Origin of the sequence: Nocardia sp. NPDC023852 (genome assembly GCF_040639505.1) — a bacterium.
In the GTDB taxonomy this organism is placed as follows: Bacteria; Actinomycetota; Actinomycetes; order Mycobacteriales; family Mycobacteriaceae; genus Nocardia.
The window spans coordinates 103,556-125,697 of sequence record NZ_JBFAAB010000011.1; the positions used below are offsets into that span (position 1 = coordinate 103,556).

25 protein-coding genes are annotated in these 22,142 nt (G+C 66.8%); 15 read left to right on the top strand and 10 right to left on the bottom strand.

The features are described from left to right. Positions 1–191: 191 nt before the first annotated feature. Complete coding sequence (locus AB0H00_RS17140; RefSeq protein WP_357266911.1) at positions 192–857, top strand: TetR/AcrR family transcriptional regulator; 666 nt, start codon at positions 192–194, stop codon at positions 855–857. A 79-nt stretch (positions 858–936) separates the two neighbouring features. Here the strand turns inward: AB0H00_RS17140 and AB0H00_RS17145 are convergent, their stop codons facing one another. Continuing rightward, a complete protein-coding gene (locus tag AB0H00_RS17145; protein WP_357266914.1) occupies positions 937–1,164 on the bottom strand; it encodes a DUF3107 domain-containing protein in 228 nt (75 codons plus the stop codon). 268 nt (positions 1,165–1,432) lie between these two features. After that, on the bottom strand, positions 1,433–1,984 hold the full coding sequence (locus tag AB0H00_RS17150; protein WP_357266916.1) for a YceI family protein: 552 nt from the start codon (positions 1,982–1,984) through the stop codon (positions 1,433–1,435). 102 nt (positions 1,985–2,086) lie between these two features. On the opposite strand from AB0H00_RS17150, the gene AB0H00_RS17155 reads away from it, so the two are divergent. Beyond that, positions 2,087–2,923, top strand: a complete 837-nt coding sequence (locus AB0H00_RS17155) for a helix-turn-helix transcriptional regulator (protein ID WP_357266919.1) — start codon at positions 2,087–2,089, stop codon at positions 2,921–2,923. An 80-nt stretch (positions 2,924–3,003) separates the two neighbouring features. Here the strand turns inward: AB0H00_RS17155 and AB0H00_RS17160 are convergent, their stop codons facing one another. After that, entirely contained in the window at positions 3,004–3,705 is a 702-nt protein-coding gene (locus tag AB0H00_RS17160) for a ferritin-like fold-containing protein (protein ID WP_357266922.1), read from the bottom strand. A 618-nt stretch (positions 3,706–4,323) separates the two neighbouring features. On the opposite strand from AB0H00_RS17160, the gene AB0H00_RS17165 reads away from it, so the two are divergent. Together AB0H00_RS17165 and AB0H00_RS17170 are read left to right on the top strand one after the other, a co-directional pair. Continuing rightward, on the top strand, positions 4,324–6,072 hold the full coding sequence (locus AB0H00_RS17165; protein WP_357267139.1) for a DEAD/DEAH box helicase: 1,749 nt from the start codon (positions 4,324–4,326) through the stop codon (positions 6,070–6,072). Between the two features lie 18 nt (positions 6,073–6,090). Beyond that, complete coding sequence (locus AB0H00_RS17170) at positions 6,091–7,320, top strand: hypothetical protein (RefSeq protein ID WP_357266924.1); 1,230 nt, start codon at positions 6,091–6,093, stop codon at positions 7,318–7,320. A gap of 315 nt (positions 7,321–7,635) precedes the next feature. Here AB0H00_RS17170 and AB0H00_RS17175 read toward each other — a convergent pair whose 3' ends face one another. Further along, entirely contained in the window at positions 7,636–8,259 is a 624-nt protein-coding gene (locus AB0H00_RS17175) for a hypothetical protein (protein ID WP_357266927.1), read from the bottom strand. A gap of 3 nt (positions 8,260–8,262) precedes the next feature. On the opposite strand from AB0H00_RS17175, the gene AB0H00_RS17180 reads away from it, so the two are divergent. The 4 genes from AB0H00_RS17180 (at position 8,263) to AB0H00_RS17195 (ending at position 10,557) form a co-directional block, all read left to right on the top strand. Continuing rightward, positions 8,263–8,601, top strand: coding sequence for a nitroreductase/quinone reductase family protein (locus tag AB0H00_RS17180; protein ID WP_357266930.1), 339 nt, complete (start codon positions 8,263–8,265; stop codon positions 8,599–8,601). An 81-nt stretch (positions 8,602–8,682) separates the two neighbouring features. Further along, positions 8,683–9,288, top strand: coding sequence for an acid phosphatase (locus tag AB0H00_RS17185; RefSeq protein WP_357266933.1), 606 nt, complete (start codon positions 8,683–8,685; stop codon positions 9,286–9,288). Further along, positions 9,285–9,815, top strand: coding sequence for a GNAT family N-acetyltransferase (locus AB0H00_RS17190; RefSeq protein ID WP_357266936.1), 531 nt, complete (start codon positions 9,285–9,287; stop codon positions 9,813–9,815). The genes AB0H00_RS17185 and AB0H00_RS17190 overlap by 4 nt, the downstream gene beginning before the upstream one ends. Positions 9,816–9,828: 13 nt before the next feature. Continuing rightward, positions 9,829–10,557, top strand: a complete 729-nt coding sequence (locus AB0H00_RS17195) for an endonuclease V (protein WP_357266939.1) — start codon at positions 9,829–9,831, stop codon at positions 10,555–10,557. On the opposite strand, the gene AB0H00_RS17200 is transcribed toward AB0H00_RS17195, so the two are convergent. Beyond that, positions 10,536–10,949 (bottom strand): hypothetical protein, encoded by a 414-nt coding sequence (locus AB0H00_RS17200; RefSeq protein ID WP_357266942.1) that lies wholly within the window; start codon positions 10,947–10,949, stop codon positions 10,536–10,538. The genes AB0H00_RS17195 and AB0H00_RS17200 overlap by 22 nt on opposite strands. A gap of 182 nt (positions 10,950–11,131) precedes the next feature. Between AB0H00_RS17200 and AB0H00_RS17205 the strand changes: the two genes are divergently transcribed. Together AB0H00_RS17205 and AB0H00_RS17210 are read left to right on the top strand one after the other, a co-directional pair. Next, positions 11,132–12,076: a diacylglycerol kinase family protein gene (locus AB0H00_RS17205; protein ID WP_357266945.1), complete on the top strand. Its 945-nt coding sequence runs from the start codon at positions 11,132–11,134 to the stop codon at positions 12,074–12,076. 252 nt (positions 12,077–12,328) lie between these two features. Beyond that, a complete protein-coding gene (locus AB0H00_RS17210; RefSeq protein ID WP_011211115.1) occupies positions 12,329–12,583 on the top strand; it encodes a WhiB family transcriptional regulator in 255 nt (84 codons plus the stop codon). Between the two features lie 269 nt (positions 12,584–12,852). On the opposite strand, the gene AB0H00_RS17215 is transcribed toward AB0H00_RS17210, so the two are convergent. The 4 genes from AB0H00_RS17215 to AB0H00_RS17230 form a co-directional block, all read right to left on the bottom strand. Continuing rightward, positions 12,853–14,367, bottom strand: coding sequence for a histidine kinase N-terminal domain-containing protein (locus tag AB0H00_RS17215; protein WP_357266948.1), 1,515 nt, complete (start codon positions 14,365–14,367; stop codon positions 12,853–12,855). Between the two features lie 22 nt (positions 14,368–14,389). Next, complete coding sequence (locus tag AB0H00_RS17220) at positions 14,390–14,605, bottom strand: biotin/lipoyl-binding carrier protein (protein ID WP_357266951.1); 216 nt, start codon at positions 14,603–14,605, stop codon at positions 14,390–14,392. Positions 14,606–14,849: 244 nt separating this feature from the next. Then, complete coding sequence (gene rsrA, locus AB0H00_RS17225; RefSeq protein ID WP_357267142.1) at positions 14,850–15,116, bottom strand: mycothiol system anti-sigma-R factor; 267 nt, start codon at positions 15,114–15,116, stop codon at positions 14,850–14,852. Between the two features lie 100 nt (positions 15,117–15,216). Then, the gene (locus tag AB0H00_RS17230) at positions 15,217–15,849 is read right to left on the bottom strand and encodes a sigma-70 family RNA polymerase sigma factor (protein ID WP_195096945.1); all 633 of its coding nucleotides are present in this window, start codon (positions 15,847–15,849) and stop codon (positions 15,217–15,219) included. A gap of 294 nt (positions 15,850–16,143) precedes the next feature. Between AB0H00_RS17230 and ybaK the strand changes: the two genes are divergently transcribed. Both ybaK and AB0H00_RS17240 read left to right on the top strand, forming a co-directional pair. Next, positions 16,144–16,638 (top strand): Cys-tRNA(Pro) deacylase, encoded by a 495-nt coding sequence (ybaK, locus tag AB0H00_RS17235; protein WP_357266954.1) that lies wholly within the window; start codon positions 16,144–16,146, stop codon positions 16,636–16,638. Positions 16,639–16,710: 72 nt separating this feature from the next. Continuing rightward, positions 16,711–17,031 (top strand): hypothetical protein, encoded by a 321-nt coding sequence (locus AB0H00_RS17240; RefSeq protein ID WP_357266957.1) that lies wholly within the window; start codon positions 16,711–16,713, stop codon positions 17,029–17,031. A gap of 64 nt (positions 17,032–17,095) precedes the next feature. Here the strand turns inward: AB0H00_RS17240 and AB0H00_RS17245 are convergent, their stop codons facing one another. After that, a complete protein-coding gene (locus tag AB0H00_RS17245; RefSeq protein WP_357266960.1) occupies positions 17,096–17,887 on the bottom strand; it encodes an SOS response-associated peptidase in 792 nt (263 codons plus the stop codon). Between the two features lie 168 nt (positions 17,888–18,055). On the opposite strand from AB0H00_RS17245, the gene AB0H00_RS17250 reads away from it, so the two are divergent. The 3 genes from AB0H00_RS17250 to AB0H00_RS17260 all read left to right on the top strand — a co-directional run bounded on the left by AB0H00_RS17250 (position 18,056) and on the right by AB0H00_RS17260 (position 22,092). Then, on the top strand, positions 18,056–19,564 hold the full coding sequence (locus AB0H00_RS17250) for an aldehyde dehydrogenase family protein (RefSeq protein ID WP_357266963.1): 1,509 nt from the start codon (positions 18,056–18,058) through the stop codon (positions 19,562–19,564). 328 nt (positions 19,565–19,892) lie between these two features. After that, entirely contained in the window at positions 19,893–21,077 is a 1,185-nt protein-coding gene (locus tag AB0H00_RS17255) for an FAD-dependent oxidoreductase (protein ID WP_357266966.1), read from the top strand. 70 nt (positions 21,078–21,147) lie between these two features. Then, on the top strand, positions 21,148–22,092 hold the full coding sequence (locus AB0H00_RS17260) for an RNA polymerase sigma-70 factor (RefSeq protein WP_357266969.1): 945 nt from the start codon (positions 21,148–21,150) through the stop codon (positions 22,090–22,092). Positions 22,093–22,142 lie beyond the last annotated feature (50 nt).

Sequence of the window (22,142 nt, forward strand, 5' to 3'; positions counted from 1 at the left end):
CAGAGACCAGAGTCTCACAGCGGACGAGTCCCCACGGACGGGGAAGTGCGCCAGCCGCCTCGATGCGACAATTCTCACCGGGTGGCACGAGTTGCCCGACCCCGAGCTGCGGGCGGGCAACTACCGGGTATCGTTCATGGGATAACCCGGTGCACATCCCTTTTGCCGGGGAATCGACTGGGAGAGCCGACATGACTGACCTCGTGGACCGGATGACGTCCCGCCGATCGTCGTCCGGGGCAGCGGCACCCGCCAAACGCGGTACCCGGCTTCCGCGCGACGAGCGACGTCTACAACTGCTAGCGGCGGCAAGCGAAGTCTTCGTGCAGCGCGGCTACCACGCCGCGGGCATGGACGAGATCTCGCAGTGCGCGGGCGTGAGCAAACCGGTGCTGTACCAGCATTTCAGCAGCAAGCTGGAGCTGTACCTCGCGGTGCTGCAGAACTATGTGGACATGCTGGTGTCCAGCGTGCGGCAGGCGCTGCGGTCGACCACCGACAACCGCCAGCGCGTGCGCGCGGCGGTGCAGGCCTACTTCGACTTCGTGGACAACGAGATGCAGGGTTTCCGGCTGGTCTTCGAGTCCGACCTGACCAGCGAGCCGCAGGTGCAGCGCCGGGTCGAGCAGGCCACCGAGGCCTGCGTGGACGCGGTGTTCGACCTGGTGGCGCACGACTCCGGTCTGGACCCGTACCGTGCGCGCATCCTGGCCGTCGGTCTGGTCGGCGCGAGCCAGTTCACGGCGCGCTACTGGCTGGAGGCCGATCGGCCGATCCCGAAGGAGGAGGCGGTCGACACCACCGTCTCGCTCGCCTGGGGCGGCCTCAAGCACGTGCCGCTGCACCCGATCGGCTGAGCGAGCGCAGCGACGAAGGAGCCCCTGTTCCCCACCGATCGGGAACAGGGGCTCCACACGTATGGGCCGGAGACCGGTCTCAGACGGCGGCGAAACCGACGCGGCCGCCGGTAGCGGTACCGATCTCGACGTAGGCGACCTTCGAGGCCTGGATCAGGAACTTCCGGCCCTTCTCGTCGGTGAGCGACACGACGCCGCCTTCACCGCTCAGCGCACCGGACACCACCGCCTCGACCTCTTCCGGGGTCTGCGCGCTGTTGATCACCAGCTCACGCGGGCTATCCGAAATACCGATCTTGACCTCCACGGCCAACCTCCGAACTAAGAGTCCTGTGTTGTCGATCCCAGGCTAGTGCGCCCCCGCCTCTCCTGGTATTCAGGCCGTACCGGTGAGTGCCGACGACGACGCGTTCAGGTCCTGCATGTGGGCCGCTCCAGTTCTGGGTGTACCCGACGAGTTACCCATGTACCTGCGAAATCAGTCGTAACGCCGGGTGTTCGAAGATCATTTCGTCCGGTCGGGCGGGACGGTGTTCGCCTTTCGCGAACATCGTCCCGGCAGGTCTCCGCGGAACTTACTTCGGCTCGATGAGCTGAATATCGAGCTCGATCTTCACGGTGTCGCTGAGCATGCCGGGCATCGGGCCGCCGACACCGAAATCGGTGCGCTTGATGGTGCCGGTCGCGGAAAAACCCGCGTGCCGGTCGCCGGTCGGCCCGAAGTCCTGCACCCCGCCCCACTCGACCTCGAGAGTGACCGGCTTGGTGATCGCGCCGAGCGTTGCCTCGCCCTCGACCTGGAAGGTCTCCGCGACGGCCACCGGTCGGGCGGCGCGGAAGGTGAGCGTGGGACGGTTGGCGACATCGAGGAAGTCGGCGGTGCGAATATGCGCGTCCCGATCCGGGTTCCCGGTGTCGAACGAGTCGAGTTCGATGGTCGCGCCGATGGTGGCGGCGCCGGACTCGTCGACCACGAATTCGGTCTCGAACCGGGTGAATCCACCCCGCACCTTGGAGATGCCGAGGTGACGGATGGTGAAGGCGACCGAGGAGTGCGCGGTGTCCAGCGCCCACGAACCGGCTTTCAGTGTCTGGGTGGGCGTGCGGGCTTCCGAGGAGGTTGTCATACTCCCGACGATTGCCGGACCGCGGTCCGTTAACCAGACCGCCGTTATCCTGGACCTGCCAGGGCGCGGCTAACAATCCCAGGAAAAGGCACGATGGGGCACATGGCTAGGAACGGATTCGCGGAATTCCTCATCGCCCGGCGCGCCGAACTGCGGCCGTCGGATGTCGGGTTGCCCGAGGGCGGACGGCGCAGGACACCCGGCCTGCGCCGCGAAGAGGTCGCTGTCCGCGCGGGAGTCAGCGCCGACTATCTGGCCCGGCTGGAGCAGGGTCGCGACACCAACCCGTCGGTCGCGGTCATCGACGCGTTGGCCGACGCGCTGCTGCTGCGCGGCGGCGACCGCCACCACTTCAGCATGCTCGCCCTGGCCTCGGGCAATGAATCACGCTGCCCTGGAAGCGAATCCGCTCAGGAGCAGGTAGCGGAGACGATCGAGACCATCCTGCGTGCCCTGCATCCCACGCCCGCGTTCGTGGTCGGTCGTCGGCTGAACGTGCTCGGCTGGAATCAGGCATGGGTCGACTTCGTGGCCCCGCTCGGCCTGCTGGACCATGACGAACAGCCCAACCTGGCCTGGTACACCTTCCTGCATCCGGCGGCGCGGCGCGTCTTCCGCAACTGGGATGAGGCCGCCGACATCTTCTCCGCCACGCTCTCCCGTGCGAAACTCCGCTGGCCGGGCGACGATTCACTGCTGGAGACGATCGATGCGCTGCGCCGCCACCCAGACTTCGCGCAGCGCTGGAAGCCGCACCGGGTCGGCGCCCACATCTCCCGCACGCTGCACCTCGACCATCCCGTCCATGGGCCGGTCGACGTGCCGTTCGAGACTTTGGAGGCCGACCGCGACCAGAACCTCATCGTCTGGCTCGCCGACCGCGCCAGCACACACGCGCCCGGGCTGCGGCTGGTCCCCAACCGCGCGGTAAACGAGTAGGCGCCTGCGCGCCACAGGGAACGGACCCGCCGACCAGACCATTGCGTAGATCCACCGGCAGCAGCAGAATGCGCAGCGAATCAGATGCCGAGCACTGCCATTCGTTCGGCGTGACTGGCCTGCATCCGCTCGAAGAGCTCGGCGATGCCGTTGAGGTCGCCGGTGGCGATGAGGACCAGATCGGTGAGTTCGTCGCGCTGGGCCATCACGTACTGGGCCTGGGTGATCGCCTCACCGAGCAGGCGTCTGCCCCACAAGGTGAGACGGTCACGCTCGGAGCGATTGTGGACGACCGCGTTACGCACCTCTTCGACTACGAACTCCGAATGTCTTGTCTCGGCGAGCACATCACGGACCACCGCGGCGACATCGGGAGTGAGCGCGCCCGCGATCTCGGTGTAGAAGTCGGCGGCGATGCCGTCGCCGACGTAGAACTTCACCATCGACTCGAGCCAGGTCGAGGGATCGGTGGAGGCATGATAATCGTCCAGCGCCCGCACGAACGGCGCCATGGCGTCGAAGATGTCGGCGCCGCGCTCGGCGAGCGCGGCCTGGAGTGTCTTGAAGTGCTCCATCTCAGCGGCGGCCATCGTCGCCGCCGCCACCTTGCCCCGCAGCGTCGGCGACAACTTGGCCTCCTCGGCCAGCCGATAGAACGCGGAGATCTCACCGTAGGCGAGGACCGCGAACAGATCGGTCACTCCGGGATGGCTCGCGGGGATGGAGAGGTTTGCTGGGTCGGTCGACGTAACACCTAGCGCGGCAGGTGACTGTGCTCCCATACGCCCCACCCTAATACTCCGCGCGGACCATGCGGCCTCTGTCAGCAACTTCTCGAGGTAACTCCATGTCGTGTCGCGGGCGGTCGGTCCGGCCAGGATGCCGAGGTGACTGCGCGGCGCCCGACGCCCACCTCCCTGACACCGGCACCGAAATAGCCGACACCGGGTAGCGGTTCGATGGTCGGCCAAATTTGCCGCGCCGGATGAATTGCCATGTGGCGCAGCGTACGTCGACGGCTGACGCGACGAAAGCGCACTTCGGTTTTCGAAAAATCGGACAGCGCGCCGTGGCGGCAATTCGAATCGCGCACAATATCACGCTACAATCACTGCGGACAACGGAAAGTTTCGCTCGACAGAGTTGCCGGACGCCGCGCCCGCACATCGTGGGTACGCCGCTACGACCGCCGACCGGTTTCGAGTGCGAGGTTTTTGTTGGACAGGAAAATGTGCGCGCACCAGATCCGCGTCACCAGTGCGCCGCGCCGATGTCTTTCCAGGTAGCCGCCGTTTTATGGCCGGCGCCGACATCCAGAGCGTGGCCGGGTGAGTATCGCAGGCGGAGACGTGGTTGTCGCGGGCCGCCCGGCCCGCCCCACCTCGTGCGCGTGTGACGCGATTACGAGGAAGGCACGAACCCTGAGCAAGATCACAGTCGATCAGGAACCCGGACTGGCGGACACCCTGTTGACGGCCGAACTGGACGCAACGCATACCGCCCCGACTTTCGCCGAATTAGGAGTTCGCGAGGAAATCGTCCGCGCGCTCGGCGAGATCGGCATCGAACGTACTTTCGCCATTCAAGAACTGACCCTCCCACTGGCGCTCGGCGGTGAGGACCTCATCGGTCAAGCCCGCACCGGCATGGGAAAAACCTTCGGATTCGGTGTGCCGCTGCTGCACCGGATCGCGACCGCTCAATCCGGCACCACCCCCCTGGACGGCACGCCGCGAGCGCTCATCATCGTGCCGACCAGGGAACTCTGCGTCCAGGTCACGCAGGACCTGCATAACGCGGGCAAATACCTGAGCAATCACCAGGGCCCGCTGCGCGTCGCGTCCATCTACGGCGGCCGACCCTACGAAGCGCAGATCGCGGCACTGCGCTCAGGCGTCGACGTGGTGGTCGGCACCCCGGGCCGACTGCTGGACCTCGCCGACCAGCAACATCTGATCCTCGGCAAGATCGGCGTGCTCGTGCTCGACGAGGCCGACGAGATGCTCGACCTCGGGTTCCTTCCCGACATCGAGCGCATTCTCGGCATGGTCCCGGACAAGCGCCAGACCATGCTCTTCTCGGCGACCATGCCCGGCCCGATCATCACGCTGGCGCGCACCTTCCTGACTCGCCCGACGCACATCCGGGCCGAAGAGCCGCACGACTCCGCCGTGCACGACCGCACCGCGCAGTTCGTCTACCGCGCACACGCGCTGGACAAGAGCGAGTTGGTCGCCCGCATACTGCAAGCCGAGAGCCGGGGCGCCACGATGGTCTTCACGCGCACCAAACGCACCGCGCAGAAGGTGGCGGACGAGCTGGCCGAGCGCGGTTTCGCGGTCGGCGCGGTGCACGGCGATCTCGGTCAGATCGCCCGTGAGAAGGCGCTGACCAAATTCCGCAAGGGCGCCATCGACGTGCTGGTCGCGACCGACGTCGCCGCCCGAGGCATCGACATCGACGACGTCACGCACGTCGTCAACTACCAGTGCCCGGAGGACGAGAAGACCTACGTGCACCGGATCGGCCGCACCGGCCGGGCCGGCCGCACCGGCGTCGCGGTGACGCTGATCGACTGGGACGAGCTGAACCGCTGGTCCGCGATCAACACCGCACTCGGCCTCGGTATCCCCGATCCGGTCGAGACGTATTCGAGCTCGCCGCACCTGTACTCGGACCTCGGTATTCCGGAGGGTGTGAGCGGCATGATCCGCAAGCCCAAGCCGGAACGCGAACCGGACGGGGTCGTGGTGGAGCGCCCCGACCGTGCACCGCGCAAGCGCAACCGTAGGCGCACCCGCGCCGGTCAGCCGATCGACGGCGCCGAACCGAACGGCACCGGCGACGCGACCACCGGCGACGAAGCCGGACCGGTGGCGGAAACGTCCCCCGACGCCGAGTCGTCCGACAAACCCGCACGCCGCAGGCGCAGGCGGCGCAAGCCCGCCGAAGGCGCCACGGACAACGGCTCCTCGGACAATGCGGCGGAGGGCACCGAGGCCGACACCCCGCCTGACAGCGGCGAGGGCGACGCCGAGTCGTCCGACAAACCCGCACGCCGCAGGCGCAGGCGGCGCAAGGCCGCCGAGGGCGAGACGACCGAGGGCGACACGAGCACGGCCGAGACCACGGCAGCCGCGTCGGTCTGATCCGCTAGTCTCGCACTCGTGCTCGCACCTGAGCGGCGGACGCGCGCCGACATCATCTCCGCACTGACGATCGCGGTTCTCGTGGTGGTCGCGGGGATCGTGGTGTGGGCGCACGGTGACTCGCCCGGCACCGAATCGGTGACCGCGGCCACCACCGTGCCGACGCCGGTCGCGGCCGATCAGTTGCCGACCTCGCTGCGCGAACTGTGGCGTGCGCCGGACAACGCGAGTGCGCGGGCGCTCGTGTCCGGCGGCGTCGCGGTGACCGGTGCCGACGGCACCGTCACCGGCCGCGATCCGCGCACGGGCAGCCAGCTGTGGAAGTACCAGCGCGACATGCCGCTGTGTGGGATCGAGGGCCAGTTCGGCACGGTGGTCGCGGTGTACCGCGACCACCGTGGCTGCAGTCAGTCCACCTTGCTCGCCGGAGACAGCGGCGCCCGGCGAACCGCGCGCAGCAGCTACATGGACCCGAATGTGCGCCTGTCGGTCGACGGCACGTATGTGGTCGCTCAGGGCCCGGAGCGGTTGGAGGTGTGGCGCTCGGATCTGGTGCGCACCCTCGAGTACGGCTTCGTCGACGCGCCGGTGAACGTGAAAACCCAACCGCGCAAAGGCTGCGCGCTGCTGTCGGCGAGTTCCAGCCCCTCCCGGTTGGGTGTCCTGGAACGCTGCCCGACCGACCCCGCCAACCGGCTGACCGTGCTCAACCCGGCGCCGAAGGACAACACGGTGCCTGAAGAGTACGGTTCGCACGTCTTGACCGGTCTCGGCGCCGAGTCTCCCGACGCGCGGGTGATCGCGGTGTCCGACAGCCGAATCGTGCTGTACCTCCCGGGCGCGTCCGCGGGCACGGAAAAGCTGCCGCCGCGCCTTGCGGTGTACGACGGGAACGGTAATCCGATTGTGCTGCATGATCTTTCGGCGCCGCTGAGCGAAACGAGCACGACGACGCGGATCGGCTCGGCATACCTGGTGTTCACCGGCAACAGCGTGATCGCCTTGAACGGCAGCACATTCGACCCGCTGTGGACCGCCCCCCGGGCCCTCGGCAGCCCCGCCGCCATGGCGGGCCGCTTGCTCGTGCCGGTCGCCGGCGGCATCGCAATCCTCGACCCCAGCTCCGGCGCCGAACTGACCCGCATACCCCTCGACCGCCCCGGATACGACAACTCCCCGATCTCCCTCGCCGTGCTCGGTGGCACCGTGCTGGAGAAGCGCGGCGACACCCTCTACGCCCTCGGCTGAGTGTGACAAAGCGCCGTATCTGTCACTGATGGTCGCTGCTGGGCAGGCGTTTTTCGGTGGATGAGGCAGCGTTTCTGTCACTGGATCGGCAGGTTAGTTGTCACTGATCTTCGCGTTCAGCGGGCAGCCTGTGGATGGATACGCTTGGATGTCGGGGGTGGGGTTGAGCGTTGAACCTGTGTGGTCGCATGCCTGCGTGTGGACCGAGCTGGTGGTGCCGGTACATGTTTCCGGCGATGCGAAGAGAGCGTCACGAGCGGATTCTCGGTGGTCGGTGTCTTGCCGGGTAGGCATCCGTTCGCCTCGTCCCAGACCTCAGGAGCGGAAGCCGATAACACCGAAACCTGATCGTGCCCCCGCGTGCCGCACCCAGCTGAGACACTGCATGACGGCCTCCACGACTTCGGGCTCCAGCGGTGGCGCGTGTCCCGACTCATCGACCGCCTGTTTGGTGGCCTCGAACTGCTCCAACGCCTGTGCGATGTGCTCGGGCGTCCATTCGCCACAGCCCGGTGTGTAGGGGTTCGGAAGGAGACCGGGCAGATCGCTGTTGCGGCTGAAGGATTCCACTGATACAGCGGTGATGCCCAGGTCCCGCAGGCCCTGGTCGACCACCGACAGCCAGTCACCCCGGTGTGGTGTGAAACAGTCGTTGTCGAGGAACGAGCCGGTGAGTGAGCACAGTCGCTGGTAGGCGTAGCCGTACTGGAAGGCGTGATCCTCGTTCTCGCTGAAGGGCCCGCTGTGGATGACCGCGCGCAGTGCCTCGTATGCCGTGGGGGCGCCTTGCTCGATCTCGTGGCTGAAGTAGTCGTCGTCGCGGGCCAGGTCGTCGCCGAACTTGTCGCGGATCACCTCGAGCAATTGGTCATCGCGGGATCCGACCAAAGCGCGCGTAGCAGCAACGTCGAGCAGGTAGACGCTCAGAGAAGAACTCATGGGATGACCCTACTAAGGGCTGCTGACAATGCTGTACACAGCGGCCGACCCGCGCAGCACGTCGTGCCGCTCGGCCTGTTGCGGCGCGGCGACGTCATGTACGTCAGCTCGTTCATAGAGGACAAATATCCAGCTTGGTACTACAACGTCAAAGCCGATCCGAAGGTCACGATCGATATCGGCACGGACAGATTCGCTGCCACCGCACGAGCCCTCGAGGGGGACGAGTACGAAGAGTTCGCACGCTGGGCGCTCGAAAACAACCCGCTCCTCGCCGACTGCCAGGCCAAGGTGTCGCGGGCGCTGCCTCTGGTGGTGTTGACACCGGCCGAATGCGGCTGACAACCGGGCCGCGATACGGGTCTGAAGGCAGCGCGTCGGGCGAGCCGACTCGAGCGGTGTGACGTAGCCCATGATGGATTCATGTCCGCACTAGACGACGCCCGCGTTGTGCTGCTCCGGCACGGCGAGACCAGCTGGTCCACTCAGGGGCGGCACACCGGCCGAACCGATCTGCCGCTCACCGAACGCGGTGAGGAGCAGGCCAGGGCAGCGGGCACCCTGCTGACCGCGCTGGCCCTGCGGGCCCCGCTGGTACTCACCAGCCCGTGGCAACGCGCGGTGCACACCGCGACGCTGGCCGGATTCACCGACATCGTGGTCGACGCCGACCTGGCCGAATGGGACTACGGCGCCTATGAGGGATTGACCACCCCGCAGATCCGCGAGTCCGTACCCGACTGGACCATCTGGACAGGAGCAGTCCCCGATGGCGAGACCGCCGACGAGGTGCGTGCCCGCACGGGCCGGATGCTCGCCTCCGTGGCACCGGTGCTGCCGGATCGGGATATCGTGCTCGTGGGGCACGGCCACTTCTCCCGGGCGTTGATCGCCCGGTGGGCCGAATTCGACATCCTGGAGGGCCGCCGCTTCGCCATGTCGACCGGCGCGCTGACCGTGCTCGGCTACGAACACGACGCGCGAACCATCCATGCGCACAACCTGCTATCCCACGGAGCATCACTGTGACCCGATCCGGCCCCGCCGCCACCGACCCCGCCGCCGACCTCGGCGCGGCCGTCCTGCGACGCGCCGTCCCCTCCGACGTGCCCTCGCTCGTGGGCCTCGTCCACGACTTGGCCGAATACGAGAAGGCTCAGCACGAGTGCACGGTCACCGCCGAGCAGCTGGACACCGCGCTGTTCGGGCCGGAACCGAAAGTCTTCGCGCACGTGGTCGCGGACGACACCGGCCCGGTCGGCTGCGCCATCTGGTTCCTCAACTTCTCCACCTGGGACGGGGTGCACGGCATCTACCTGGAGGACCTGTATGTCAAGCCGGAGACCCGAGGCAAGGGCTACGGTAAGGCGCTGCTGGCGGCACTGGCGAAGGAGGCCGTGGACAACGGCTACAGTCGCGTCGCCTGGTCGGTGCTGACCTGGAACCAGCCCTCGATCGACTTCTACGAGTCGATCGGCGCCGTGGTGCAGGACGAGTGGGTCGGCTACCGGCTCGCGGGCGCCGCCCTCGGCACGCTGGCCGCCGAGGCGCGGTAAAACGGCACCGGCCATGTCGTGGCTCGCGCACGTCGACCACCTTTCCTGGCCGACGACGGCCGAGGAAGCCATGGTGATCCAGGACGACCTACGGCCGCGGGTCGATCAGCGCACCGCGCCGGGCATGCGGTTCCACACGGTAGCCGGGCTCGACTCCGCCTATGACGACACCGGCGCCGTCGCCGCGGTAGTCGTCCTGGACGCCACCACTCTGAGGCCCGTCACCTCTACCGTGGCGCACGGCGTCGCCACCTTCCCCTACGTGCCCGGCCTACTCGCCTTCCGCGAGATCCCGACCACCCTCGCCGCCCTCGAAAAGCTCGATTCCGCACCTGATCTGTTGGTCTGTGACGGACAGGGGCTGGCGCACCCGCGCCGTTTCGGCTTGGCCTGCCACCTCGGACTGCTCACCGGAGTGCCGACGATCGGCGTCGCGAAGACCGTATGGGGCGAGTACGCCGAGCCCGGCCGGGAGCGCGGCGCTGCCACCGACATCACCATCGACGGAGAGGTGGTCGGACGCGCGCTGCGCACCCGGACCGGCGTGAAACCCGTGTTTGTGTCCGTCGGCCACCGCATCGACCTCGACACGGCGTGTGCGCAGGTGCTCGCCCTGACCCCGCGCTACCGGCTGCCCGAAACCACCAGGCACGCCGACCACCTCTGCCGTGCGGCGCTGCGCACCGGCCGCTATCCCGCTTCCGGAGCGGCTGCCTCGAACTACTCCGGCTCGACCCCGTAGTCCTGCGCCATCCAGCGGGTCGACGGCGGCGCGAACAGCAGCACGAGCGCGGTGACCGCAGCGATCCCGAGCAGCGCGCCGTAGGCCGGCTGGTGCGAATCGGTGAGCAGTGACCAGGTGACCGGAAGCAGCAGCAACTGGGCGATGACGGCGATCGCCCGACCCCAGCGCTTCCCGAGCAGCAGTCCGATGCCCGCGGCCAGCACCGCACCGCCGAGGATGCCGAACCAGGCGGCCGTTCCGTACCCGCTCGTCGCGCTCTGGTCGTGGCCGAGCAGCCCGCGCACGACCAGCACGACCGCCACGACCACGGCGGCAACCCCTTCGAGGGTCACCACACCACCGGCCGAACGCACCGTCGTCGGCACACCGGCTGAAGCGTTGTCGTTCATCGGGACACCTCGTCGGCACTCGGCTCGGCCGTGCTTGTGGTTCGCTCGCTGCGCTCGCTCACGCGGCAAGCCTACGACCCAGACGAACGGGACACCGCCGTGGCGTCGGCCGAGGGGCGCGAGCCCCCCAGGTTGCGTTCGCCGCTTTCCGGCACGGGTCCGGAGCGAACTAGGCTGCGAAGGTGCGGACGCTCCTGATCGTGAACCCGAATGCCACCTCGACTACGCCGGCAACGCGGGACCTGCTGGCGCACGCGCTGGAGAGCCGCACCCAGCTGACCGTCGCACACACCCAGCATCGCGGCCATGCCGCCGAACTGGCGCAGTGGGCCGCTACCAATGAGATGGACTTGATCGTGGTGCACGGCGGCGATGGCACCGTCAACGAGACCGTCAACGGTTTCCTGCCGCTACCCGAACTGAACGACGGCCAGGCCTGGCTGCCCCGCCTCGGCGTGATCCCCGGCGGCTCGGCGAACGTCTTCGCCAGAGCGCTGGGGATCTCGCACGATCCGGTCACCGCGACCAACCAGCTCATCGACCTGCTGACACTGGACAAGGACCGCAGAATCGGGCTCGGAATGGCCGATGACCGCTGGTTCTGCTTCAGCGCCGGCGTCGGCTTGGACGCCGACGTGTGCGAGGCGATCGACGCAAGCCGCGCCGACGGTCACCCGGTCACACCCGCGCGCTATGTTCGAACAACTGTGCGGCAATTCTTCCGAGCCAGACGCAGGGAACCGACAATTCGGATCGAAATACCGGGTCATCTGGCGGTGCGCGGTGTGCACTACGCCTTTGTTACGAACACCACACCGTGGACCTACCTGAACACCACCCCGGTGCACACCAATCCGGGCACCCGGTTCGAGAGCGGACTCGGACTGTTTGCCGTCCGCTCGATGGCCGTGCTCCCCACTCTGCTGCTCGCGCGTCAACTTCTTGCTGCCAATGGAAACCCCAAGTCCCGCAACTTGATTCGTGAAGACGACGTTCCCTCCGTAAGAATCGAGACCGAGGAACCCATCGGTTTGCAAATCGACGGCGACTTCATCGGAAAGCGCAACGTGGTGGAGTTCACGTCGGTACCCAACGTCCTCGGGGTGATCGCGCCTCAGCCGGACTGAGTGCGAAACGCCGCGAAAAACATCGCGGTTGTGCTGCAAAAACCCGGTAGAGCGAGTACAAAGGACCGGGCAGGTACCCCGTAGGGGGACTTTGAGACCGTGAGCTTCCCCACGGTGCACCGCATGCCTATTGACATCTACGGTGTTCGTGAAAGCATTCACAAGCAACCGTGCGGAAACATTCGAGTCGCACAAGTGAACGAACCAGAAACCATAGGCGCCCTTTGCGGCGCCCAGCAAAGGAGCAGAGGAATGGACTGGCGCCACAAGGCCATCTGTCGCGATGAGGACCCCGAGCTGTTTTTCCCGGTGGGTAACAGTGGTCCGGCGCTCGCACAGATTGCCGATGCCAAGCTGGTCTGCGCTCGCTGCCCCGTCACCGCCGACTGCCTATCCTGGGCCCTGAAGTCCGGACAGGATGCCGGTGTGTGGGGTGGTATGAGCGAGGACGAGCGCCGGGCACTCAAACGCCGGAACGCGCGCACCCGCACCCGCACTGTCGTCTAGCCAGACGACCCGCATTACCGGGCCATTCAGCCCGGCTCGGTAACGCATCTTCAGCCCGGCACCCGCAAAGGTGCCGGGCTGTGTTGTATTCGTGGCTGTGTTGTATGCGCGGCTGTCGCAATCACCGGATGCTGCGATTACGGCGCGACGCAACCACACCGGCCCAACCCCCGGTTCCGAGCGCAGCGAGACCTAGCATTCCCGTTCGCGAGCCACAAGGGGGCCGCGAACACGCAGCGCCGCAGGCGCTGCAAAACAAACACAGCAAATTATCGCGCGGAGCGGCGGCCCAGAGGGACGCGCAGTACCGCGTCGGTGCCGATGTCGGCGCCGGGGTGCAGGCCGATGGAGCCGCCCAGTTCGGCGGTCACGAGGGTGCGGACGATCTGGAGGCCCAGGCGGTCGGAGGATTCCAGGCTGAAACCGGAGGGAAGACCGCGGCCGTCGTCGCTGATGATCACGTCGAGCCAGCGGGCCGAGCGTTCGGAACGGATGGTGACGGTGCCGTTCTCCCCAGAGTCGAAGGCATGCTCGATGGCGTTCTGAACCAGTTCGGTCAGCACCATCACCAACGGGGTCGCGCGCTCTGCGGAGAACACACCGAGCGAACCGGCCCGGCGCACCTTGATCCGGGCGGTGTGCACGGTGGCGACGTCGGCCATGATCGGCAGCAGCCGGTCGACGACCTCGTCCAGGTCCACCTCTTCGTCCACCGACATCGACAGCATCTCGTGCACCGATGCGATCGAGGTGACCCTGCGCACCGACTCGGTGAGCGCCACCTGCGCCTCCTCGTTCTCGGTCCGGCGAGCCTGCAGGCGGAGCAGCGCGGCGACGGTCTGCAGGTTGTTCTTCACCCGGTGGTGGATCTCCCGGATGGTGGCGTCCTTGCTGAGCAGCGCGCGGTCGCGGCGCTTGACCTCGGTGACGTCGCGAACCAGTACGGCGGCGCCTGCCAGTTCACCGTGCGGGCGCAGCACCAAAGTGCGCAGCAGCACGGTCGCGCCACGCGCCTCGACCTCCATGCGCCGTCCGGTCCGCCCGGCCAGGGCAGCCTGGATGTCGCCGACCACCTCTTGCGCGTCGAACGGGTCGGTGATCAACGAGCGGGTGGTGACGGCGAGATCCTGTCCCGCGAGATCGGCCTGCAAACCCATCCGGTGGTATGCCGACAACGCATTCGGGCTGGCGTAAACGACGATGCCCTCGGTATCGAGCCGAATGAAACCATCCCCGGCGCGCGGGCTGGAATGGGTGGCCGCGCGGTCCTCGGTGGTGGGAAAGGTGCCGTCGGCAATCATCTGGCACAGGTCGTCCGCGCAGGCAACGTAGGCGATCTCCAGCGTGCTGCGCACCCGGGAACGTTGCAGGTCGGTGTCCCGGCTGAGCACCGCGATCACGTCGTCGCCGCAGCGCACGGGAATGGCCTCGCGCACGGCGTGCACCGGGCGCGGATGGTAGACGCCGGAGGTCTCGACATCACTGTCCGCGCGCACGACCTTGCCGGTTACCAACGCCTCGAACACTTGAGGATGATCGGCTTTCAGCGCCAACGTGCCGACCATGTCCTCCTGGTGCACGGTGGGCGCCGTGGTAGGTCGGCACTGGGCGACGCACACGATGTCGGCCCCCGCCGATACCGGGCCCGCTCCGACCCAGAGCAGCAGGTCGGCGAAGGACAGATCGGCGAGCAGCTGCCAATCGCCCACGACCCGCTGCAGATGGTCGACGGCGACGCCGGGCAGGTCGGTGTGCTCGGCCAGGAGCTCGCTCAGAGTCGCCATGAAGGTCTACCGCCGCGCTAGGTCAGGAGATGACAGCGATCAGGTGGCCCGCCTTGATCGCGTCGCCCTCCTTGACGCCAATCGAGGTCACGGTGCCGCTGGACTCCGCGACCACCGGGATCTCCATCTTCATCGACTCGAGGATCACCAGGGTGTCGCCCTCCTGCACGCTGGCGCCTTCCTCGACGACCACCTGGTAGACGACCGACACCAGCTCGGCGAGTACTTCCTCAGCCATGACACCCCATTCACTCGTTGGCCTGCATCCGCTGAAGCTACAGCCAACCACACATGAAACAATGTGCTTCAACCAGAAGGGAGACTACTCATGGGTAAGCGCGGACGTAAGAAGCGCAGCAGGAAGGGCAACGCTGCCAACCACGGCAAGCGGCCGAACGCCTGAGCGAAACGCTCAGCCGAAAAGCATGAAGCGGCACGCACTTCCCGCGGGGAAGGCGTGCCGCTCGGCATGTCCGGCTCGACTACTCCGACGTCTCGACAGTGCTCTCGATGAACGTGGTCGATTTACGGATCTCGATGGTCAGTCGCTCGCGTAGGGAATCCGGCGCGCGGTCGCCGCCGCACTTTCGGCTGAGCAGACCCTTGATCTTCTCCTCGATGCCGTAGGCCTCGATACAAGGGCCGCAATGGTCCATGTGGTGCCGCAACCGGGCTCTGGTGGCGTCGTCGCATTCGCCGTCCAGCATCAACCACACGTCGGCGAGTACCGCCGTGCAGTCGAGCTCCATGTCGGGGTCCCGTTCGTTACTCACGACTCCACCTCGTCGGCGCTCGGTTCCGTCGTGACTACCGCGGTAGCTGCGTTTGCGGCTCGCTCGCTACGCTCGCTCACTGCTTGACCTCCTGGCGTTCCCCCGAACGGTTGAATCCGCGCTCGCGCGCCACATCGGCGAGCAAACCCTTGAGTTGCTTGCGGCCGCGGTGCAGCCGGGACATCACCGTACCGATGGGAGTGCCCATGATGTCGGCGATTTCCTTGTACGGGAAGCCTTCGACGTCGGCGTAGTACACCGCCATCCGGAATTCTTCTGGCAGTTCCTGCAGTGCCGCCTTGATGTCGTCGTCCGGTAGCGCGTCCAGCGCCTCGACCTCGGCCGAGCGCAGCCCCTGCGAGGTGTGCTCGGCGGTCGCGGCCAGCTGCCAGTCGGTGATCTCGTCGGTCGGGTACTGCGCGGGCTGACGCTGTTTCTTGCGGTAGGAGTTGATGTAGGTGTTGGTCAGGATTCGATACAGCCAGGCACGGAGGTTGGTGCCTTCCCTGAAGGACTTGAATCCCTGAAACGCCTTGACGTAGGTCTCCTGCACCAAGTCTTCGGCGTCGGCCGGATTTCTGGTCATGCGCAGCGCGGCGCCGTAGAGCTGGTCGAGCAGCGGGAGCGCGTCCCGCTCGAAGCGCTGAGCCAGCTCGGCATCGTCGACCGCGGCGACATCGTCGGCCACCACGTCATCGTCGCTCGTCACACCTGTCCCTTCGATCGCCGTACTTGCCAAATCTACCGGCAACGGCATGTCGAGCGAGAATCCGGCTCGTGTCGGTAACGCCTCGGTCCATCCCGGACGGTCGTCGAGCAGCAGTGGCACCGACATCTCCTTCACGTCTTTACAGGGCCTTGTCACGTGCGACAGAGGGCTGAAATCCCTCCGAGCGCTATGTATCGCCTACAACATGCGCGGCCCGCGCTGTGTTCCCGTAGCCACTGTCCTGCACCAAGAGCCGTTGCCGCCCCCGCTGGTCGCGCCGCTAGAGTTTCGGCCATGGCAGGAGCCTCGACCCCGGCGATCCGTACCCTGGCCCAGGCGGGGGTGGCCCACCGTGTGCACACCTACAAGCACGACCCGCGTGCCGACTCCTACGGCACCGAGGCGGTCGACGCGCTGACCGCCGAGCTCGGGCTCGCGGCCGAGCAGATCTTCAAGACCCTGGTCATCGAGCTGACCACCGGCTCGCTCGCGGTGGCCGTGCTTCCGGTGCCGAACACGTTGTCGCTCAAGGCCGCCGCCGCGGCGCTCGGGGCATCTAAGGCGAGCATGGCCGACAAGACGCGGGCGGAGAAGACGACCGGGTACGTGCTCGGCGGCATTTCCCCGCTGGGCCAGCGCAAGCCGCTGCCCACCGTGGTCGACGCGTCCGCGTTGTCCTGGAACCGGGTGCTGTGCAGCGCGGGGCGGCGTGGACTGGAGATCGAGCTGGCGCCCGCCGATCTGGTCCGGCTGACTTCAGCGGTGACAGCGCCGGTGGCGTCGGTGTAATTCGGCCCGATTCGCTGTGATCTGTGCGTTACTGAATGGGCCAGGTTCATTCGACTCGAGGATGTGATGCGAATGTCCGCGCAGCATTTGCGCACCATGATCGTCGCGTTGTTCGGAGCTTTCGTCTTGGCTCTCGGTTCGGTAACGTTCTTTGCCTCGGAGTCCACCGCCGCGCCGAACACCGCGTCGGTCACGCAGGTCAGCGACTACCCCTTCGATGGTCTAGGCACCGATGACGCCCCCTCCGGTGGGGGGAAGCTGAAGAAGGACGAGAAGTCCGAGAAAGCCGAGAAGCTCGGCGGGAGTGTGACCAGCAAGATCATCGATCTTTTCGCCGGGGTTATCAAGTGCGGGCTGAATATCATGACCCCGAGCGTGAAGTGCTCGCTCTGATCGGCTGGTCTCGACGAACCGGGCAGTTCGGCTGCCCGGTTTCGTGTCTTCCCGGTCCGGTGGATCAGAGCAGGCTGATCTGCCCGCCCTCGGCCTGATCCTGCACTCGGGCAAGCAGTTCCGGCCCATTGTTGCGCACGCTGTTGACCAGCGCGGGTACCGGCCGCGGCACGATCCCCGCGACCACCTCTTCGCTCGGGGTGTCCAGCAGGCCGGCCGGCGCAGGATGATCCGGATCCAGCCAGGCGTCCCAATGCTCCTTCGGCATGGGCAGCGGCATCCGGTCGTGGATGCGGGTCAGGTCGCCGATCGCGTCGGTGGTCAGGATGGTGCACGACAGCAGCGGTTCGCTCTCCGGCTGGGAACGATCGCGCCACACCGACCACAGGCCCGCCATGTAGAGGCGGGATCCGTCGGCATTCGCCATGTAGTACGGATGCTTGGCGACCTTGCCCTTCGCGCCCGGCTCGGCGTTCGGGGCGACCACCCACTCGTACCAGCCGTCCATCGGCACCAGGCAGCGCCGATACTTCACCGCATCTCGGAAGGCCGGCGTGGTGGCGGCCTTGTCGGCGCGGGCGTTGAACAGCGGCTTCCCCTTCACCGGGACGCCGCGCTCAGCGGCCTTGGTCCACACCGGGATCAGTCCCCAGCGCATGCGCCGGATACGCAGCGTCGGACTGTCGTCCTCGCGCCCTTGTTGGTGCCGCTCGACGATGGTCAGGACCTGGGTGGTCGGGGCGACGTTGTAGTTGGTGAACGCGGCTGGAGCGCCGTTGGTCTCGGTCTCGTCGATCGCATCCAGCTCGACCGCGAGCCTGCCGGGGTCGGTGGTGGTCGCATATCGTCCGCACATATCCCGATACTCCCACCCGCCGCCGACAGTCTCGGGGACAATCGATCAGTAGTTGATGATTAGTTGAGAGTTTTGACATAACATTCTCTCACAGAGTTGGTCACTACGCCCCTTCATTCGGGCGTACGCACCAACCCAGCCACCGCAGACGGCAAGAGGAGACCCACTGTGACATCCACCGACACCGAACCGGCCGATCACGATACGGCACTCACGTCGGTCGATCCGGCGACCGGCGAGGTGATCGGCACGCACGTCATCGCCGACGACGCCGCGGTGGCCGCGGCGGTCGCGAAGGCCCGAGCGGCGGCAGCCACCTGGGGCGCGCTGAGTTTCGACGAGCGGCGTGGCTACCTGCTGCGCTGGTCGAGCAGGTTGGCGCAGAACTCGGAGAAGTTCTGCGAGCTGATTCACGCCGAGAACGGCAAGCCGCTCGACGACGCCTTTCTGGAGCTGATGCTCGCACTCGAGCACATCTCATGGGCGGCCAAGCACGCCAAGAAGGTTCTCTCCCCCAAAAAGATCTACCCCGGCGCGCTGATGTCGAACTTCGCCGCCCGGCTCGAGCAGCGCCCACTCGGCGTAATCGGCGTGATCGGTCCGTGGAACTACCCGGTCTACACCCCGAACGGCTCCATCGCGTACGCCTTGGCCGCGGGCAACACCGTGGTGTTCAAGCCGAGTGAATTCTCGACGAGCATCGGCAATTTCCTCGCCGACGCGTTCGCCGAGGCGAACCCCGAACTGCCCGAGGGGGTGTTCGTCACGATCAACGGTTACGGCGCCACCGGCGCGGCGCTGGTCCGCTCGGGCGTCGACAAGATCGCCTTCACCGGCTCCACGGCCACCGGTAAGCGGATCATGGCCGCCGCGGCGGAGAACCTCACCCCCATCCTGCTGGAATGCGGCGGCAAGGACGCGGTGATCGTCGCGGCCGACGCCGACATCAAGGCCGCCGCCGACGCTGTTGCCTGGGGCGCTACCGCCAACAGCGGCCAGACCTGCGCGGGTGTGGAGCGGGTGTACGTAGACCGCTCGGTGCGCGAGGAGTTCGTCGCCGAGGTCAAGCGCATCCTGACCGACATCAAGCCCGGCTCCGACGACAAAGCCGCCTACGGTCCGATGACCATGCCGAGCCAGGTAGATATCGTGCGCCGCCACATCGAGGACGCGCTGAAGAACGGCGGCACCGCGGTGCTCGGCGGGACGGAGTCGGTCAAGGCCCCATTCATCGAGCCGGTCGTGCTCGTGGATGTGGACGAGAGCTCTGAGGCCGTGTGCGAGGAGACCTTCGGCCCCACCGTCACCATCCGCACCGTGGACAGCGTGGACGAGGCGGTCGAGCTGGCCAACAACTCCAAATACGGCCTGGCCGCCGCGGTGTACTCGAAGGAGAACGGCCTGGACATCGCACGCAGGCTGCGCGTCGGCGCCACCTCGGTGAATTCGGTGCTCGCCTTCGCCGCCATCCCTGGCCTGCCCTTCGGCGGAGTCGGCGACTCCGGCATCGGCCGTATCCACGGCGAGCCCGGCCTGCGCGAATTCGTCCGCCCGCACTCGATCGCGCTGCAGCGCTTCGCCATCCCCGGTATGGCGTTGCTCAGCTATTCCCGCACCAAATCCACCATGAAGCTGCTCCGCAAGCTGGTCCCGCTCCTGCACGGACGGCACAGGTAGGGAAAGCAAAGCTGTCCAAGTGGTTCGGGTACTCGACGCCACGTCGGGTGCCCGACCGCGCGTTCTCGAACACCTCAACCTCACAGCACCAACCGACATGGCTCTAGCCGCTACGCCGCCGCCCGCACCTAGCAGCGATGGCGGGGTGCCGGTTCCGGTTGCGGGCGCTGCCGGTGTCGCAGGACGGAGCTCCCGACCGCCCGAAGTTTCGACTCCCTTGCCGCCCAGCTGGATCATGGTGACGTAGGTCACAACAACGAGTTGTCACGTTCGGACGGGTTGTCTTGTCCCATAGCCGACCACGCAGAACGAGCCCAGGGAGCAAGCGATGAACACCGACACCACCCCCCGAGAAATCGTCGTCCTCGGTGCCGGCTACACCGGCATGCTGGCCGCCATCCGGCTGGCTCGCAATACCCGCAAACTGGATGTGCGCATCACTTTGGTGAACCCCTCGGTCCGCTTCACCGAGCGGCTGCGCATGCACCAGGTCGCCGCCGGCCAGAAATTGGCCAACCACGATATTCCCGCCCTGCTGACCGGTTCGGGCGTCGACTTCCACCAGGCCGCCGCCACCGCCATCGACGCCGAGGCCCGCCTGATCACCCTCGACGACGGCGCGATCCTGCACTACGACAACCTCGTCTACGCGCTCGGCAGCAGCACCGACACGAGCACCGTGCCCGGGGCGAACGAGCACGCCTGGACGCTCAACGATCCCCGCCTGGCGCACCGCTTTTCGCAGCGCCTGACCGAAGTGGCTCTGGCCGGTGGCGGCGTCTCCGTCTGCGGCGGCGGACTTACCGGCGTCGAAGCCGCCGCCGAGATCGCCGAGGCACACCCGGGCCTGACCGTCACGCTCGTCAGCCATGCCGAACCCGGCTCGATGCTGGGGGACAAGGCCCGCGCCTACCTGAACCGAGTCCTCGACCGGCTCGGTGTGGTCCGCAGGGTCGGCGTGAAGGTCACCAAGGTGCTGCCCGATGCCGTGCGACTGGACACCGGTGAACTGATCGCCTCGGAGCTGACGCTGTGGACCACCGGCGTCAAGGTCTCACCACTGGCCGCTCAGGCCGGAATAACCACGGACTCGAAAGGTCTCATCGTCACCGACCCCACCCTGCGCTCGGTGTCACACCCGGAGATCCACGCCATCGGTGACGCTGCGCTGGTTCAGCAGAACTGGGGCCAGGTCCACGGCACCTGCCAGAGTGGTTTGCCCACCGCCGCCTACACCGCCGACACCCTGGCCCGGCTGCTGCGTGGCAAGACCGTGAAGCCATTCCGCTATGGCTACTTCCACCAGCCGGTGAGCCTGGGCCGCAAGGACGCGGTCATCCAGTTCACCAATGCCGATGACACCCCGAACCGCTGGTACCTCCGGGGCAAGGCCGCAGTCGCCTATAAGCAGTCGGTGAGCAGCACCCCGCCGCTGGCCTTCAAGATGAGCAAGTACATGAAGGCGCAGGTACAGCTGTCCAAGGGCGGCCGCGCCACCCGCGAAACCGCATGATTCCCCGGAGGCGGAGGCCGGATGACGAATCCGGCCTCCCAGTGGACCCTGATCCCCGCGACCAGTAGATATGAGTCCTATGCAGGACCACAACACCGATAGGCAGCCCCCCGCCGCCGAGCGGACCGACGCACCGATCGACCCCTTCGTCGAACACCGCCGCCTGCTCTTCGGCACCGCCTACCAGATGCTCGGCAGCGTCGCCGACGCCGAGGACATCCTGCAGGAGGCCTGGCTGAAATGGAACGCGGCAGACCAAGCTTCGGTAGAGCACCCCAAGTCCTACCTGGTCCGCACCATCACCAACCTCTCGCTCAACCGCCTCACCTCCGCCCGGGCCACCCGCGAAACCTATGTCGGCCCATGGCTTCCCGAACCGCTGCTCACCGCACCCGACACCGCCGAGGAGACCGAGATGGCCGACACCGTGTCGACCGCCATGCTGGTCGTCCTCGAAACACTCAATCCCACCGAGCGCGCTGTCTTCGTACTGCGCGAGGTGTTCGGTTACACCTACGCCGAAATCGGCGGCTTCCTGGATCGCCCCGAGGCGACCGTCCGTCAGATCTCGCACCGTGCACGCAATCACGTGCAGGCCCGCCGCCTGCGCTTCGACGCCGACGACGAATCCCGCAAGGAGATCACCGAGAAGTTCATGGCCGCCTGCCACGGCGGCGACCTCAACGCCCTCATGGAACTGCTCGCCCCCGACGTGACCCTGTGGAACGACGGCGGCGGCATCGTCACTGCGGCCCGCCGCCCGCTGCACGGCTCGGACCATGTGGCACGCTGGATGCTGGGCGTCATGGCCAAGCCGGTCTCCGCCGACATCCGCCTCGAATCCGCCATTGTCAATGGCGAACTCAGCATTATCGGTGTAATCGGAGACTACCGGGTCGGCGCGCTCACCTACGACATCGTCCACGGCCGCATCGAAAACATTCGCTTCCAGGTCAATCCGACCAAGCTCGGTGGCATCCAGTCCGCGGGCGAAGCCTCCTCCGAGGGACTCTGAGAACAACCCCTCGAGCCGGAAATGTAGATATGCGGAAGAGCTACCGGCGT